Source organism: Stenotrophomonas sp. FW305-3-2-15-E-LB1, from assembly GCF_058787375.1.
Genome location: NZ_JBYSZR010000007.1, coordinates 1 through 16,430 on the forward strand (window position 1 = coordinate 1; position 16,430 = coordinate 16,430).

General features: G+C 66.6%; 12 protein-coding genes. 2 read left to right on the forward strand and 10 right to left on the reverse strand.

The genetic code is table 11. The features are described 5' to 3' along the window. Nucleotides 1-73: 73 nt before the first annotated feature. From AC3WL7_RS07115 to AC3WL7_RS07125, 3 genes are all read right to left on the reverse strand, one after another. The gene (locus AC3WL7_RS07115; protein WP_492749812.1) at nucleotides 74-2,536 is read right to left on the reverse strand and encodes a S9 family peptidase; all 2,463 of its coding nucleotides are present in this window, start codon (nucleotides 2,534-2,536) and stop codon (nucleotides 74-76) included. Between the two features lie 162 nt (nucleotides 2,537-2,698). Continuing rightward, nucleotides 2,699-3,028 carry a hypothetical protein gene (locus tag AC3WL7_RS07120; protein ID WP_079222370.1) on the reverse strand — a complete coding sequence of 110 codons (330 nt, stop codon included), beginning with the start codon at nucleotides 3,026-3,028 and terminating at the stop codon, nucleotides 2,699-2,701. Between the two features lie 259 nt (nucleotides 3,029-3,287). Further along, the gene (locus AC3WL7_RS07125) at nucleotides 3,288-3,893 is read right to left on the reverse strand and encodes a hypothetical protein (protein ID WP_492749813.1); all 606 of its coding nucleotides are present in this window, start codon (nucleotides 3,891-3,893) and stop codon (nucleotides 3,288-3,290) included. A gap of 105 nt (nucleotides 3,894-3,998) precedes the next feature. Here AC3WL7_RS07125 and AC3WL7_RS07130 point away from each other — a divergent pair, with 105 nt between their 5' ends. Further along, complete coding sequence (locus AC3WL7_RS07130) at nucleotides 3,999-4,775, forward strand: HipA family kinase (RefSeq protein ID WP_492749814.1); 777 nt, start codon at nucleotides 3,999-4,001, stop codon at nucleotides 4,773-4,775. Next, on the forward strand, nucleotides 4,753-5,145 hold the full coding sequence (locus AC3WL7_RS07135; protein ID WP_079222373.1) for a DUF3037 domain-containing protein: 393 nt from the start codon (nucleotides 4,753-4,755) through the stop codon (nucleotides 5,143-5,145). The genes AC3WL7_RS07130 and AC3WL7_RS07135 overlap by 23 nt, the downstream gene beginning before the upstream one ends. Before the next feature lie 12 nt (nucleotides 5,146-5,157). Here AC3WL7_RS07135 and AC3WL7_RS07140 read toward each other — a convergent pair whose 3' ends face one another. From AC3WL7_RS07140 to AC3WL7_RS07170, 7 genes are all read right to left on the reverse strand, one after another. Continuing rightward, nucleotides 5,158-6,333 carry an ankyrin repeat domain-containing protein gene (locus AC3WL7_RS07140; RefSeq protein WP_492749815.1) on the reverse strand — a complete coding sequence of 392 codons (1,176 nt, stop codon included), beginning with the start codon at nucleotides 6,331-6,333 and terminating at the stop codon, nucleotides 5,158-5,160. Between the two features lie 81 nt (nucleotides 6,334-6,414). Next, the gene (locus tag AC3WL7_RS07145) at nucleotides 6,415-7,779 is read right to left on the reverse strand and encodes a serine hydrolase domain-containing protein (RefSeq protein ID WP_492749912.1); all 1,365 of its coding nucleotides are present in this window, start codon (nucleotides 7,777-7,779) and stop codon (nucleotides 6,415-6,417) included. Nucleotides 7,780-7,974: 195 nt separating this feature from the next. Continuing rightward, the gene (locus AC3WL7_RS07150) at nucleotides 7,975-8,442 is read right to left on the reverse strand and encodes an REP-associated tyrosine transposase (RefSeq protein WP_492749913.1); all 468 of its coding nucleotides are present in this window, start codon (nucleotides 8,440-8,442) and stop codon (nucleotides 7,975-7,977) included. A 316-nt stretch (nucleotides 8,443-8,758) separates the two neighbouring features. Then, nucleotides 8,759-11,299 carry a membrane-bound PQQ-dependent dehydrogenase, glucose/quinate/shikimate family gene (locus AC3WL7_RS07155; RefSeq protein WP_492749816.1) on the reverse strand — a complete coding sequence of 847 codons (2,541 nt, stop codon included), beginning with the start codon at nucleotides 11,297-11,299 and terminating at the stop codon, nucleotides 8,759-8,761. Between the two features lie 179 nt (nucleotides 11,300-11,478). Continuing rightward, a complete protein-coding gene (gyrA, locus tag AC3WL7_RS07160) occupies nucleotides 11,479-14,193 on the reverse strand; it encodes a DNA gyrase subunit A (protein ID WP_492749818.1) in 2,715 nt (904 codons plus the stop codon). Between the two features lie 260 nt (nucleotides 14,194-14,453). Further along, the gene (mtnA, locus tag AC3WL7_RS07165; protein WP_079222378.1) at nucleotides 14,454-15,518 is read right to left on the reverse strand and encodes an S-methyl-5-thioribose-1-phosphate isomerase; all 1,065 of its coding nucleotides are present in this window, start codon (nucleotides 15,516-15,518) and stop codon (nucleotides 14,454-14,456) included. Between the two features lie 47 nt (nucleotides 15,519-15,565). Next, nucleotides 15,566-16,306 carry a DUF3011 domain-containing protein gene (locus tag AC3WL7_RS07170; protein ID WP_492749819.1) on the reverse strand — a complete coding sequence of 247 codons (741 nt, stop codon included), beginning with the start codon at nucleotides 16,304-16,306 and terminating at the stop codon, nucleotides 15,566-15,568. Between the last annotated feature and the right edge of the window lie 124 nt (nucleotides 16,307-16,430).

A 16,430-nucleotide genomic window follows, 5' to 3' on the forward strand; every position in this document is an offset into this window, starting at 1 on the left:
TTCGATCCAGCCCTGTTGAAGGTGGGCCAAGCCCGCTTCCTGCAGGCTTGACTGCGAACATAGGATCTCGACTCTACCGCGCGTTCTTCACGTAGGTGTCGAACCAGTTCAGCATTTCCGACACCAGCTGTTCGTTCGATTCCAGTGCGGTGTACCAGTGCGGTTCGTTCGGCAGCATCACCAGGCGGGTCGTGCCACCGTTGCCACGGATGGCCTGGTACAGCTTGCGCGACTGGAACGGTTCGGTGCCCGGGTTGGCATCATCCTCGCCGTGGACCAGCAGCAGCGGCAGCTTGATCTTGTCGGCGTAGAAGAACGGCGACGCCTTCAGGTACACGTCCTGCGCCTGCCACACCGAGCGACGCTCGTTCTGGAAACCGAACGGGGTGAACGTCTTGTTGTACGAACCGCTGGTCGCCACGCCGGCCTTGAACAGGTTGGTGTGCGCGATCAGGTTGGCGGTCATCAGGCCGCCATGGCTGTGGCCGGTGACGCCGATGCGGTTGCGATCGACCACGCCCATGTCCACGGCCTTGTCCACCGCCGCTTTGGCGTCGGCTTCCAGCTGTTCCAGGTAGGTGTCGTAGGCGGTCTTCGGGTCGCCGACGATCGGGAACGAGGCGTTGTCGATGATCGCGTAGCCGGCCAGCAGCATCAGGCGGTACGGCTGCAGGCGGGTGAAGGTCTGCTGCGAACCGGACACCTGGCCGGCCTGGGCGGCGTTGGCGAAGTCGGCCGGATAGGCATACAGGATCGCCGGCACGCGCTGGCCTTCCTTGTAGCCCGGCGGGGTGTACAGGGTGAAGGACAGATCCACGCCGTCGGCGCGCTTGTAGGTCACCAGCTGCTTCTTGATCTGGCGCACTTCCGGGGTCGGGTCGACCAGCTTGGTCAGCGCAGTGGCCGTGGACGCGAACTGCGCCTCACCGTCCTTGGCGGCGGCAACCGGCTCGCCCTGCTGGCGCACGAACGCATTCGGCGCGTCCACCACCGACTGGTGCCAGGTGAGGTAGCGGCCCGGGATGTTGCTGAAGCCCAGGAACTGCTCGTAGGCATCAGCGCTGCTGCGGAACAGGCGCTCGCTCTTCAGCGAGCCCAGGTCCAGGCGGTCCAGGAACGGACGATCACCCTGCGGCGATGCGCCCTGCCCGCGCAGGAACACGAAATTGCCTTCCTGGCGCACGACCGCCGCGCCGTTGGGCAGGCGCTTGAACACCAGGTTGCCCGGGTCGCCGTACAGCTCATCGCTGGACATGTCCCACAGCAGGCGGCCTTCCTTCTTAGGCTGGTCGACATCGACGATGCGGGTCTGCACCCAATGGCGGTTCTCGTCGTTCTCGAACATGAAGGACACCGCCGGGTCCGCCGACCAGGCCAGGCCTTCGAAACGCTGCGCGGTGCGGGCGATTTCCACCGGCTTGCCGTTGAACGGGGCCTTCAGCATCAGCACGCGATCGCGGTGCGGCACGGTCACCTTCCAGTCGCCCTTGTCCAGCGCTTCGGCATAGACCAGGGTGGCCGGGTCGGTGGAGCGCCAGTCGAAACCACGCGGGCCTTCCGGCACGCCGTGCACCGGCACGCGGTCGGCCAGCGGCAGGCTGGCGATGGCGGTGGCCTTGCCCGTGGTGATGTCCAGCACCGCCACATCGTTGGCGAAGCGCTGGTAGGTGACCGCATGCGAGAACGGCGGCTTGATCGATTCGGTCAGCACGTGCACGCCATCGGGCGCAGCGTTGACGTCGTTGAAGATGGCGGCGCTGCCGACCGGGCGGACACTGCCGCTGGCGGTGTCGACCACGGCCAGCTGCGAAGCGCCGTAGTAGGCGAACAGCTTTTCGTCATGCGCGCTGGTCAGCGTGTCGCGTGCTTCATAGGTGCTGCTTTCGCCGCTGCTGCCCAGCGATTCCTGCGCGTCCGGGCCGGTCGGCACGCCGCCGTCGGAGGGGGCCGCGCCCTGGTTGGCCGGCACCAGCTTCACCAGCAGGTTCTGGCTGCCGCCGAGCCACTGCACGGTGCTGCCGAAGATCGGGTTGAGCTGCACGCCCGGCACCTGCTTGACCTGGCCGGTGGCTGCATCGCCCACCCACAGCTGCACGCTGGTATCGACCGCATTCTGGAACGCGAAGTGGCTGCCATCGGCCGACCACTGCGCTGCACCGGCGCAGCCCTGCGGCAGGTCAACCTTGGTGGTCTTGCCGCTGGCAATTTCAACCACGCTGAAATCGGCCACGCAGGCCGGAATGCCGTAACCACCGGGGGTATCGTGGCGGCTGCGGTTCTTCGGCTCCAGGCGCACGCCGGCCAGCTTCAGGTACGGCTGGGCCACGCGGGCGATGGACGGATAGGTCTGTGCGGTGGTCAGCAGCAGGCGCTGGCCGCTCGGATCGACGTTCGGTGCCGGCGGCGGCGGTGCCTTCAGCACCTTCAGCAGGTGTTCCGGCGGCTTTGCGTAATCGGCAAGTGCCGGGCCAGCGGCCAGCAGGCCGAAGGTAGCAACGGCGATGGCCGCCGCCAGAGAGGTGCGATGGATGAGCATCCTTGATCCCCAGGGGTGTGATTGGGCACCCGCCAGACAGCGGGCATCGGCCGAATCTAGCACCCCGGGGAGAGTTGTGAATGGGCCGGAAGCAATGCACGCCGGGCATGGGGCGTGTGCCCGGTAGCGCCGGGCCATGCCCGGCGGCCACCTGTCCTCGCCTCACTGCTGCGCGTGCAGATCCCAGGTGGTCAGGTAATCGGGGTCGACCACGATCTCGCCGCCCGAACGCAGGCGGTACTCCCCCGGCTCCGCCGGCAGGTACTGGTCCAGCATCGGCGGCAGGTAACGCTCGTGGCCATCGGCCTCGTCGGCCAGCACGACGCCTTCCTCGGCACTGATGCGCAGCACCGTGCCCGAATACTGCTGCTGGTCCCGCATCTGGCCATCGCCGCCATAACGGGTGATACCGACCAGTACCACTTTGCCGATCATCTGCTCGGCCTTGGCATCGTCCAGGGTCGGCAGCAGGGGATTGGATTCGTCGTTCATCGGTGCACCTCCAAAGCCTGCAAGAACATCGTGGAAACGCTTGAAGGATGGCAGCTCTCGTACACCACGGCCGTCCTGGCCGGTTCATGCTCCCCGGGGATGAATGCTGCCATCGCCAAAGGCAGTGTGAAGTGAAGATGGCACGCAATGCCGTGCCCGCCGCGCTGCCAGACAGTGGCCGTTACGTTTGGCGACTGCCTGCCCTATGCCTGGCGACCTACGCATTCATCCATGCGCCCCTGCATGCCCCCGACGTGATTTACTGCAGAAGCGCCCGTGAAGCCCAATCGAAGCTGCGCTCATGCAGTGCGAAATAGCTGGTCGGCAGGGTGATCGACAGGCATGCGAGGCCGGACTGCAGCGCCGTCGGACTGCATGGCCGCAGACCCTCGAAACGCGTTGCATGCAGGCGCTCGTTCGGCGTGTAAGTCAATGCGTAGTCGTAGTCGCAGGTGCCGCCGAACGTCGAAGCGGTATAGAACATCAGCGGCTGCTGCAGGCGCAGCGACACCTCCCGCAGCCACGCGCGGAACGCATCGGGCGCATCCAGGCCGCGCATGTCCATCTGCGTGATGTACGCCTGGAGCTGCGCGCCAACGGCGGCATCGACCGGCGCTGCCCCGGCGTCTGGCCGCAGCCCGTCCCAATGCATCGCCCCCGGCATGCGCCCGGATTGGAATCCTTGCGGACTGCCTACGCCGCGAAGCACCAGAAGGCCCTGCGCGCCAACGCTGTGACGATGCTCATCCTCCCGTGCATCGCAGGATGCCACCGGGTCCTTCACCACGTAGGACAGGTGTGCGAACGGCGATCCTGCTGCCCAGGCTACGGCCCGCTCCGTCGCGGCCAGATAGATTTCGTCCACACCCCACGCCATCGCAATGCTCCATTCCGTTGCCATCCACCCGTGCGCATACCGTGCGCGGGTGGCCAAGGTAAACTGCGCGCAACCCATCCATCAACGCCCGCCGTGCGAACCGTACACGCCCTCCGTTACATCACCCCGCTCCGCGAAGGGGGTTCCCTGCCCGCCGTGGTCGAGACCGACGACGACGGCATGGCCGTGCTCAAGTTCCGTGGCGCCGGCCAGGGTCCGAAAGCGTTGATCGCCGAGCTGATCGCCGGCGAAATGGCCCGCTCGGTCGGCCTGCCGATTCCGGAAATCCTGTTCGTGGAGCTGGACAGCGAGTTCGCCCGCACCGAACCGGACCCGGAGATCCAGGACCTGATCCGTGCCAGCGAGGGCCTGAATCTGGGCCTGGATTACCTGCCCGGCGCGATCAACTACGATCCTGCCGCGATGCCGGTGGATGCCGACCTGGCCTCGCGCCTGGTCTGGTTCGATGCCTTCACCAGCAACGTCGACCGCACCACGCGCAATCCCAACCTGATGGTCTGGCACCGCAAGCTGTACCTGATCGACCACGGTGCGGCGATGTACTTCCACCACGACTGGGCCAATGCCGGCGACGCCTGCGAAAAGCCCTTCGTGCTGATCCGTGACCATGTGCTGCTGCCGTTTGCCAGCCGCATTGCCGAGGTGGATGCCGAGCTGGCCGCACGCCTGCCCGATGCGGAAATCGAGCGCATCGTCGGCCTGGTGCCGGACAGCTGGCTGGTGGACGAGCCGGCCTTCGACAGTCCGCAGGCTTACCGCCAGGGCTACATCAACTACCTCAAGCATCGCCTGAAGGTGCGTGCGGTGTTCGTGCAGGAGGCCATCCGTGCCCACGCTTCACACGTATGACTATGCAGTCATCCGCGTGGTACCGCGGGTGGAGCGCGAAGAGTTCATCAACGTCGGGGTGATCGTGTCCTGCCCTGGCGCCCGCCATCTGGAAGCGGCCATCGAGATCGATGCGGCGCGCCTGCAGGCGTTCGCCCCTGCGCTTGATCTGGAAGCCCTGCAACCGTGGCTGGATGCCATCGTGGCCATCTGCCGCGGCGACGCCAACGCCGGCCCGATCGCACAGCTGCCGGCACGCGCGCGCTTCCATTTCCTTACCGCCAAGCGCAGTTCGATCGTGCAGATGTCCAGCACGCACGTGGGCCGCACCGCCGACCCTGCGGGCGTGGTGGAGCACTTGATGACGAAGATGGTGCGGGTGCCGCGCTGAGGCGGCACACGGTCAGTCTGGCAGGACCGCCAGGCGGACCCGGGGATCATCCCGCCGCAGCGACAGCACGCGCCAGCTGGCCTTGCGCTTGCGTTCCAGCAGGGTCGCCAGGGCGCCGGCATCGGGCCTGCCCTTCCGCGTGTACTTCACCGGGGCCAGCACCAGCAGCGTGACGCGCTGGTGCGGCGGGATCGAATCGCGCTCGTTCACCGGATTCCAGGGCTTGTCCACCGCCAGCAGTGCGTCGACATCCTCCGGCCACGGTAGATCAGTGAACGCGGGGTCGCTGCGTTCCACCAGGTGCCCCTCGCCGATCGGCCCCTGCGCGAACAGCTTCTCCACCATGCGCGACAGCAGCAGTTCCGGGAATCGCCACACACTGTCATCGGCCAGCCCGGTGCGCGGCAACGGCCAGTTGCCCTGCAGGCAGAGGAACAGCTCGGTCATCGGCGTCCCGGCGCCATGCAGTCCCGTTGTGAACAGCAGCTTGAAGTCGGATTTTCCGTCAATCAGGCTCACGTGCAGGGACGCCCTGGGATCACGCGATACCGGCGAGAACTCCGGCCGCAGCACCGGCCCGGCCGTGTTGTGTACGAAGACGATGATCGATTCGCCCGGTCCCTGCACATAGGGGCCCTCGTAATCGCGCACGCTTCTGCCCCCTTGGTGTTCCAACGTCGCCGCCACCGCGGGATGCTTCCAGATGCGCGCAACGTCCAGCGACGACTGGTTCATCTGCCGGTGCAGGCGGTTGACGTCGGCGCCAGCGTGCAGCAGCAGCTCGACGATATCGCCGCGCCCGGCAACAGCGGCGGCATACAGCGGCGGGCAGGCCACCAGCGCGGTGCCATCTGGATTGGCGCCCGCCTGCAGCAGCAACGTGCAGACCGCGGCGTGACCGCCATTCACGGCAGCCATCAAGGGCGTCGCACCGTCGTTGCCGCTGAAGCTCACGTCCACCGGCAGCCCCCACCCCAGCAACCAGTGGCAGACCGCTTCCTGGCCGCTCGCCGCCGCCATGTGCAGCACGCTCTTGCTGCCGGCATTGCCGAAATAGGCCAGCCGCAGCAGGACGGGCTGCGCGGCTGCGATGGCGCGCACCACGTCCAGGTCCCCCACCTCGACGGCGTTGTAGAGGCGAACGAGTTCGCTCTCGTGTTCGATACCCAATGCGTGGCGATCGCTCATGCTTCGTCCATGAAACCCGTGTTGATCGACCAGCCTATCGCACTGCGCGCCATTCCTGCAGCGCGCGGTCGTGCGGCAACGCTACAGCGGCAACCGCCGGGCGATGTAGTTGACCACGTTGCCCACCGCATCCGGATCAACATTGGCCAGGCCGATGACCACGTAGCCCTGCTCGGGCAGCACGACGATGGCACTGTTCGAACCCGGCGCGCCCCCTTCGTGCCCGTACTGGCGCTGGCTGCCCTGCCCCTGCACCACGAACCCAAAGCCATACCAGCCCTTGTGGTTCTGCGCGGTGGTGGCCTGCCGCAGCAGTGCCGGCGACACCAGCTTGCCGCTGCGCAGCGCCTCGCAGAACTTCAGCATGTCAGCGGCGGTGCTGTAGCCGCCACCCGCCGACATGCCGCGCCACGGCAGCGATCTGGTTTCGCGCGTCCATTGGCCTTCCTTCTTCGTGTAGGCAACGGCACGCTGCACGACATCCACGGTTTCCGGCTCGAAGCCGGTGGCGGTCATGCCCGCCGGGCGCAGGATGTGTTCATCCACATAGGCGTAGTAGGACTGCCCGGACACGGCCTCGATGATGCGCCCGAGCACGATGAAACCGTAGTTTGAATAGCTGTCCTGGCTGCCGGGCGTGAACTGGGGCGCATCCTTGGCGAAACGCTGGACGTAATCATCGAGCGTCTTCAGCGAGGCCGAGTACTGGTCGAAATCATCGCCGAAGAAATCCCCCAGGCCACTGGTGTGGGTCAGCAGCTGGCGCACGGTCACGGTATCGGCGACGGCCTTGTTCGGGTAGTCCGGCAGGTGCTTGCCGACCGTATCGTCCAGGCTCACCTTGCCGGCCTGCACCAGCTGCAGGATGGCCACCGAGGTGAACATCTTGTTGGACGAGGCCAGGCGGAACTGCGTCCGTGCATCGACCGCCTTGTTTGCGCGGCGGTCAGCCAGGCCACCGCTCCAATCCAGCAGCACGCGCCCGTTCTGCGCCACCAGCACGGTACCCGAGAGCGCATCCTCCGCGGCCAAGGCGTCCAGCTTGGCGCGGGCGTCAGCCATCAGCGTCGGCAAGGGGACGCGTGCGGGCTGGTACTGTTCCGGCGTGGGTGTGCCTTCCAGCTGGAACAGCTTCAAATGTTCCGGATGGGCCGGGTCCATCTCCGCCCTGACCAGCATCGCACGCTCGGTCTGCTGCGCGAGCACGAGCAGCTTCGCCTGCAGTGGCGTGCTCTCACGCACCTCCAGCAGTTTCAGCGGACCGGTCGACGCGCGGAATTCCAGATAATCCTGCGGAGTGCTGCCTTCCTTCTTGGCGTGACGGTCGGCGAACGCCTGCAATCCTTCAAGGCTGCCGGCATTGAAGGCAGCCAGCCAGTCATCGGCGGCACGTTGCGCCTCAGGGACGGGCCGCGCAGCGTGCGCGGTCCCCATGCACAACAGCATCAACAGCGCCCAGAACAGTTGGCGGGTGGCGAGACAGCGCACGAACATGGCGATTCCTTCGCAGACGAGGCGTGCGGCCATCCTAGCCCAAGGCTGGCGCGTGCCGAGCGGGTAGAGTCGGCCGTTGGTCGACTACCGCGCAAAGCGCGGGGCTTTTTCGCCTGGTCGCAAAGCGCAGTCGACCAACGGTCGAGTCTACCCTGGGTCGCTATCATCCAGCGGCCAGCGGCACCATCCCTGCGGGTACTCGCCCAGTCGGGTTGCCAATCCTGCCCTTATGGGATTGGCCAGGATGTAGCGCGCATGCTTTCGCAGTGATTCCTCACTGCGGATCGCATGGTCGAAGTAGCCCGCCTGCCAGAGGGCCCCGGCGCTTCCGCGATGTTGGTTGATGAGCAAACCGCTGCGTGACTTGAAGCGTTGCACGCAGTAGCCGAGTGACGTTTCGCGAAGCTGGGCAAGCCAATGCAGGTGGTCGGGCATGACCACCCACGCAAGCGACGAGGTCAGCCCTTGTTGGTCCATTGCCTCCAGCACCTGTATCGCGATGCCGGCGTTGGCTGGGTCTTCGAAGATGGGACGACGATCTCTGCAGATCATCGTAATTGCGTACACGTTGCCGATGATGGAGCGGCGGCCGATGAGGAGTTGTGGACTGGGCATGTGGTTGAACATGCCCATGGTGGCTCCGTTCTGGCATCGGCGCGAGACCAGTCATCCCGTAGGGAAATGACTTGGCGCCGACTGGGTAGAGTCGACCGTTGGTCGACTCCCACGCGAGGCGCGGAGTTTTAGTTGGGTCGCGAAGGGCAGTCGACCAACGGTCGACTCTACCCTCCCCCTGCCCCTCACCGTCATTTCGGTAGGAATATGACCCGGCGCCGACTGGGTAGAGTCGACCGTTGGTCGACTCCCGCGCGAGGCGCGGGGTTTTAGTTGGGTCGCGAAGGGCAGTCGACCAACGGTCGACTCTACCCCATCATTTCGGCAGCGCGTAGGCCATCACGTAATCGCCCTTCGGCGTTTCCATGAAGTGGTGCCCGGCCGCCACGATCACCACGTACTGGCGGCCGTCCTGCTCGTACACCATCGGGTTGGCCTGGCCACCGGCCGGCAGCTTGGCGTGCCACAGCTCCTTGCCGGTCTTCAGATCAATGGCGCGCAGCAGGTCGTCGGTGGCCGCCGCGATGAAGATCAGTCCGCTGGCGGTCACCACCGCGCCACCGTTGTTGGGCGTGCCGATTTCAATCGGCAGGCCGGAACGGATGCCGAACGGGCCATTGCCGCGCGCACTGCCGAACGGCCGATCCCACAGTAGCTTGCCGGTGCGCAGGTCGACGGCGCGGATGCCACCATAGGGCGGCTGCTTGCACAGCAGGCCGGTGAACGGCAGGCGCCAGCCGGCGTTGACGTCGATGGCGTACGGCGTGCCCACCTGCGGGTCGCCCGCACCTTCGGCGCCGCCCTTGTCATGGGTGATCGCCTCGCGCGGCAGCCAGCCCTTGCGGTCGGCCTCCGCGCGCGGCACCAGCCGGTTGTAGTTGGGCATGTCGTTGTAGTTGGCCACGATCACCCCGCGCCGCGTATCGATGGCCACGCTGCCCCAGTCCGAACCACCGTTGTAGCCGGGGTATTCGATCGAATGATGATCGGTGCTCGGCGGCGTGTAGAAGCCTTCGTAATGCGCCTTGCGGAACTGGATGCGGCACACCAGCTGGTCGATGGGCGTGATGCCCCACATGTCCTGCTCGGTCAGGTCGTGCTCGCGGCGCAGCGTGTGGTACAGCGAGAACAACTGGGTCGGCGAACGCTGCTCCGGTTCGACGCCACCAGTCGGCACCTTGCGTTCTTCTGCCGGGGTCAGCAGCTCGCCGGTGCGGCGGTCGAGGATGTACATGTCGCCCTGCTTGGTCGGCAGCAGGATGGCCGGCACCTTGCCCTGCGCGGTCGGGTAGTCGATCAGGCTGGCCTGCGAACCCATGTCGTAATCCCAGACATCCTTGCGCACGGCCTGGAAATGCCACGCGGGCTTGCCGGTGGTCACGTCGATGGCGACCAGCGATGTGGCGTACTTGTTCTGGTTCTCGGTGCGCGAGCCGCTCCAGTAGTCGCCTGCGGAATTGCCCATCGGCAGATAGACCAGGCCCAGCTTTTCATCGCCGGTGGCGGTGGTCCACATGTTCGGCGTGCCGCGCGTGTACTCCTTGCCCTGTGCCGGCAAGCCGGTCAGTTCCGGCTGATCCATGTCCCAGGCCCAGCGCAGCTTGCCGGTCACCGCGTCGTAGGCCTGGATGACGCCCGACGGCGCATCGCGGCGCTGGCCGTCCAGCACCTGGTGGCCAGTCACGATGACGCCGCGCACGATGGCCGGCGGCGAGGTGATGGACACATAGCCCGGCGGCGTGTTGCCCATGCCCAGGGTGATGTCGACCTGGCCGTTGTTGCCGAAGTTGGCGCAGGGCTTTCCGCTGTCGGCATCCACGGCGATGATGCGGCCGTCCAGGGTGCCTTCGATGATGCGTGCGGTGCAGGCCGGGCGGTTGCCGGGCACGCTGGCGGCGCCCGCGGTCGGCGGCGGTGCCGGCAGTGCGAGGTCGGCGGCCGCATCCGCCAGAGCAGCATCGACCACGGCGGCGCCACTCGGTTGTTCGTAATAGGACACGCCGCGGCACGCTGCGGTGTAGGGAATGGAAGCGTCCTTGACCTTCGGATTGAAACGCCAGATTTCCTTGCCACTGCTGGCGTCGAGCGCAATCAACTGGTTGCGCGCCGTGCACAGGTACAGGCGGTTGCCGATCTTCAGCGGCGTGGTTTCCGCGCCCCAGCGGTTCTCGGGCAGGTCGCCGGTGCGGAACTGCCAGGCCGGCTGCAGCGTGGCCACGTTGTCCGGGGTGATCTGCTGCAGCGGCGAGAAACGGGTGGCGGCGTTGTTGCGGCCCCACGCGGCCCAGTCGCCGTCGGCCGGGCGGTCGGAGGGCTGCAGGCCGGTGGTGTCCTCGGTGGGATCGATGCCGGTCGAGGCGGCGGCATCGGGGAACGGCTGGTCGCCGCGCACTTCACCGTGCGGCACGAAGGCGAGCGCGAAGGCCGCCACGAACACCAGCATCAAGACGGCCGCAACACCGCGTGATGCGCGACGCGAAAAGGGCTGCTGCAGGGTCGGGGCCAGCAGCGCCATCACGATCGCCAGCGCGGTCACCAGGCCCAGCCGCGGCACCCAGCGCCAGTAGCTGCTGCCCGATTCCCACCACGTCCACAGCAGCGTGCCGATGAAAATGGCGGCGAACAGCAGCGCGGCACTGCGGCGGTTGCCCCACAGCAGCACACCGCTGGCCAGCATGGCCACACCGGCAATGGCGTAGTACCAGGAACCGCCCAGCGTCAGCAGCCAGATACCCAGGCCGCCGATGACCGCGCCGAGCAGGATCAGCAGCAGGGACAGGAGGGTGGCCACCGGGTGCCGGCGACGCGGCGTGCGGGAGGGGTCTTCGGGGGGAACGGCAGCGGGGGCGGCAGGCATTTCAGGCTCCAGGGCGCGACCGGATGGTCGGTTGGACGGGGGTCACTGCGGACGGCATCGTCCGCTGGTTCGCCAACCGTTATCCGCCCCTGCCTGTGAAATGAATGCGTTCTTTGCCTGCAGATACAACGACGCCGGCACAAGGCCGGCGTCGTCGGGTACCTCACATCGCGGCAGGATCACTCCTGCGCGGCGTCCTCGCTGCTGGCCGCAGCCGGTGCGCCGTCGGTCGCGGCCGGGGCGGCGGCAGCCACCTCGTCCTCGTCCTCGTCGATCGAGGCATCCATGCGCTCCACCGCCTGCAGCTTCTCGTCCTTGGACAGGCGGATCAGGGTGACACCCTGCGTGTTGCGGCCGACGCGGCTGATCTCCGAGCCGCGGGTACGCACCAGGGTGCCGCCGTCGGAGATCAGCAGGACCTCGTCATTGGAGCCCATCAGCACCGCGGCGACCAGCTTGCCGTTGCGTTCGGTGGTCTGGATGCCGATCACGCCCTGGGTGCCACGACCCTTGCGCGGATAGTCCGGCAGCGGGGTGCGCTTGCCGTAGCCGTTCTCGGTGGCGGTCAGGATGTACTGCACGCTGGCGTCGTCGGCGCCGTCGATCACCGCGTCGCCATTGGCTGCGATGTCCTCGACACCGTTGTCGTCCTCGTTCTCATCCTCGCTGCCGCCGGCACTCTCGGCCACGATCAGGCTGACCACTTCCTCGCCGGCCGGCATCTTGATGCCGCGCACGCCGGTGGCGGTACGGCCCATCGAGCGGACCTTGTCCTCGCCGAAGCGCACGGTCTTGCCGTTGGAAGCGAACAGCAGGATGTCACGCTCGCCGTCGGTCAGGCCGACGCCGACCAGCGCATCGCCCTCGTCCAGGTTGATCGCGATCTTGCCGCGGGCCAGGCGGAAGGCGAACTCGCTCAGCGGGGTCTTCTTGACCGTACCGTTCTTCGTGGCGAAGAACACGAACTGGCCATCGGCGTATTCGCGCACCGGCAGCACGGCCTGCACGCGTTCGCCCGGTTCCAGCGGGATCCAGTTGATGATCGGACGGCCGCGGGCGTTGGAACCGGCTTCGGGCAGCTGGTACACCGGCAGCCAGAACACCTTGCCCGAACTGGTGAAGGTCAGCAGCGTGTCGTGCGTGTTGACCAGCCACAGCTGTTCGATGAAATCCTCTTCCTTGGTCGCCGCCGCACTGCGGCCACGGCCACCACGGCGCTGCGCGCGGTACACGCTCACCGGCTGGCGCTTGACGTAGCCGGCGTGGGACACGGTGACCACCACGTCTTCCGGCGCGATCAGGTCGAGGATGTCCAGGTCTTCTTCGCTGTGGCGGATCTCGGTGCGGCGCTCGTCGCCGAATTCTGCCTTGACGTTGACCAGTTCCTCGCGGATGACCTGGCGCAGGCGGTCGGGATCTTCCAGGATGTGGATCAGCCCGGCGATCACTTCCAGCAGCTGCTTGTACTCGTCGGTCAGGCGGTCCTGCTCCAGCCCGGTCAGGCGGTGCAGGCGCATTTCCAGGATCTGGGTGGCCTGGATCTCGGTCAGCTGGTAGCCGCCCTCGATCAGGCCCACGCCCTTGGGCAGGTCTTCCGGACGCGAGGCTTCGGCACCGGCGGCGCCCAGCATCGAACCGACCAGACCCGGCTCCCACAGGCGGGCGAGCATGCGTTCGCGCGCTTCGTTGGGGTTGGGCGAGGTCTTGATCAGCTCGATCATCTCGTCGATGTTGGCCAGCGCGACGGTCAGGCCTTCCAGCACGTGGGCACGGGCGCGCGCCTTGCGCAGCTCGAACACGGTGCGGCGGGTAACCACTTCGCGACGGTGGCGGACGAAGGCCTCGAGCATCTGCTTGAGGTTCATCAACTGCGGGCGGCCATCGACCAGCGCCACCATGTTGATGCCGAACACCGATTCCATCTGCGTCTGCTGGTAGAGGTTGTTCAGCACAACCTCGGCAGATTCACCGCGCTTGATCTCGATGTAGATGCGCATGCCGTCCTTGTCGGACTCATCGCGCAGCTCGCTGATGCCTTCGATCTTCTTTTCCTTGACCAGCTCGGCGATCTTCTCGATCAGACGCGCCTTGTTCACCTGGTAAGGAATCTCAGTGACGATGATCGATTCGCGGCCGTTGTCAGCCACTTCGATATCGGCACGGGCACGGATGCGCACGCGGCCACGGCCGGTGCGGTAGCCGGCGACGATGCCGGCGGTGCCGTTGATGATGCCGGCAGTCGGGAAATCGGGGCCCGGGATGTACTCCATCAGGCCGTCGACGTCGATCTCCGGGTTGTCGATCAGCGCGATGCACGCGTTGATCGACTCGCTCAGGTTGTGCGGCGGGATGTTGGTGGCCATGCCCACCGCGATACCGGCCGAACCGTTGACCAGCAGGTTCGGGAACCGGGTCGGCATGACCGTCGGCTCCAGTTCCTTTTCGTCGTAGTTGGGCTGGAAATCGACGGTTTCCTTGTCGATGTCCGCCATCAGCTCATGCGCGAGGCGCGACATGCGCGCTTCGGTGTATCGCATCGCCGCGGCGGAGTCGCCATCGATCGAGCCGAAGTTACCCTGGCCATCGACCAGCATGTAACGCAGCGAGAACGGCTGTGCCAGACGCACCAGCGTGTCGTACACCGACTGATCGCCATGCGGGTGGTACTTACCGATGACGTCACCGACGATACGCGCCGACTTGAAGTAGGGCTTGTTGCTGTGCGCGTTCAACTCGTTCATCGCGAACAGCACGCGGCGATGCACCGGCTTGAGGCCGTCGCGCGCATCCGGGAGCGCGCGGCCCACGATCACGCTCATGGCGTAATCGAGGTAGCTCTTGCGCATCTCGTCTTCCAGGTTGACCTGGATGATTTCCTTGGCGGTTTCTGCCATTCGGGTTCCGTTGTCTGGTAGCGGTCCAGTCCGGCGCAGCCCTCTGCGGGAGGGGGTCGTGCCGGAACCTCGATTCAACCTGTGGATACTACCACAACAGGCCGTTTTCCGCCTCCCTTTACGGGGATTTTACCGGCACAAATCAGGAACTTAGGGGTCCATGGCGCCCCTGTAGAGCCGAGCCCATGCTCGGCTGCGGCGGATTCCCCGGCTGAGCCGAGCGTCGGCTCGGCTCTACAGGCATCCGACCCCGCGCGGCCTCAGCCGCCGAAGGCCGCGCGCATGTTCCCGGCGGTCGGGTTCAGGATGACGCCGCGCTCGGTCACGATGGCGTCGATCAGCTCGCCCGGGGTGACATCGAACACCGGGTTCCAGGCGGCGATGCCCTCGGCCACGGTGCGGGTGCCGCCCACGCCGTACAACTCGCCCGGGTCGCGCTGCTCGATCTCGATCTGGCTGCCGTCCACGGTCTCCATGTCCACCGTCGAGGACGGTGCCACGACCATGAACTTCACCCCGTGGTGGCGGGCGGCAATGGCCAGCTGGTAGGTGCCGATCTTGTTGGCGGTATCGCCGTTGGCGCAGATGCGGTCGGCGCCGACGATCACCCACTGCACCGCGCCGGTCTTCATCAGGTGTGAGGCGGCCGAATCGGCGATCAGGGTGGCGTCGATGCCGTCCTGCTGCAGCTCCCACACGGTCAGGCGTGCACCCTGCAGCCACGGCCGGGTTTCACCGGCGAACACGCGGGCGATGCGGTGCTGGGCCATGCCGGCACGGATCACGCCCAGCGCGGTGCCAAAGCCGGCGGTGGCCAGCGAGCCGGTATTGCAATGGGTGAGCACGCCGCTGCCGGCCTCGATCAGGCCCGCACCCAGCGCACCCATGTGGCGGTTGGCGGCCAGGTCTTCCTCGGCGATGGCCTGGGCCTCGGCTTCCAGCAGTGCCTTCCAGTCGGCGCCGGCGGCGGTCAGGCAGCGGCGCATGCGCGCCAGCGCCCAGGCCAGGTTCACCGCGGTGGGGCGCGAGGCGTTCAGCCGCTGCAGGGCCGGTTCCAGCTGCTGCAGTGCATGCGCACCATCAGCGGCCTGCACGTCGCGTGCTGCCAGCACCACGCCCCAGGCGGCGGCGATGCCGATGGCCGGTGCACCGCGCACGGTCAGTGCATGGATGGCGCTGGCGACTTCGTCGCTGTCATGGCAGACCACGTGTTCGACCACGAACGGCAGCTTGCGCTGGTCAAGCAGTTGCAGGGCATCGCCGGTCCACAGGATGGGGCGGATGTGGTCGTAGCGGGCGTAGTCGAGGTCGGTGGCAGTGTTCATGGGCCCATTGTAGGGCCACGCCCGGCGCGGTTGGAGCCTGCGCGGGCTCAATTCACCGAGAAATCGGCGCGGCAGCCGCCATCCACCCAGATGCCGTTGCGGCTCCAGCCCCAGGTCCTGCCTTCCTCGCAGGGCGTGCCGGACAACTGCTTGATCACCTTCGCCCCGGTGGAGATGGTGGCACCGCAGAAGCGGCGCCGCTTGGACTTGGATTCGCAGGTCAGCTTGCGCGCCACGTCGACGAACCGGCCGTCATCGTCGGCCACCTCGAAATCGCCCTGGCAGCCGCGGCTGGTCCAGACCTCGTTGCGCTTGTAGCCCCAGCCCTGCCCCTCGCGGCATGGCAGCACGGAAAGCTGGCGCAGCAGGCGAACCGGCGCGCCATCCAGCCGCACGGGGCAGCTCTGCGGTCGGCCGTTGGATTCGCAGCGCACCACGCGGCGCACCAGGCGCTTGCCCTTGCCGTCGCTTGCAGCAGTCGTGCCGGCGGTACCCTGCGCGGAACGCGCGCGGAATTCAGCGCGGCAGCCCAGGGTCACCCACACGCCACTGCGGTCGGTGCCCCACTCGCTGCCACGGATGCAGGTATTGCTCGACAACTGGCGCACCAGGTCGACGCCGTTGCTGACGTCGATATCGCAGTGCACCCAGCCCATGTCACGCGATTCGCAGGTCACCACTTCGCCCTCGTAACCGGCCTGCTGGGCCGACGCCGACGACGGCAGCACGCCGCCCCATATCGCCATGGAGTACACCGGTGCCGCCACGACCGCAAACCACTTGACCAAAGCATTCCCCAACGGAGCGGATGAATCACGATGCCAGTGTCCCGCATCAGGCGTGATAAGACCATCATCGTGCTTGCTGAATCAAGCGCGAAATCCGTCGGTTTTGTTCAGGCGCAACGCACGC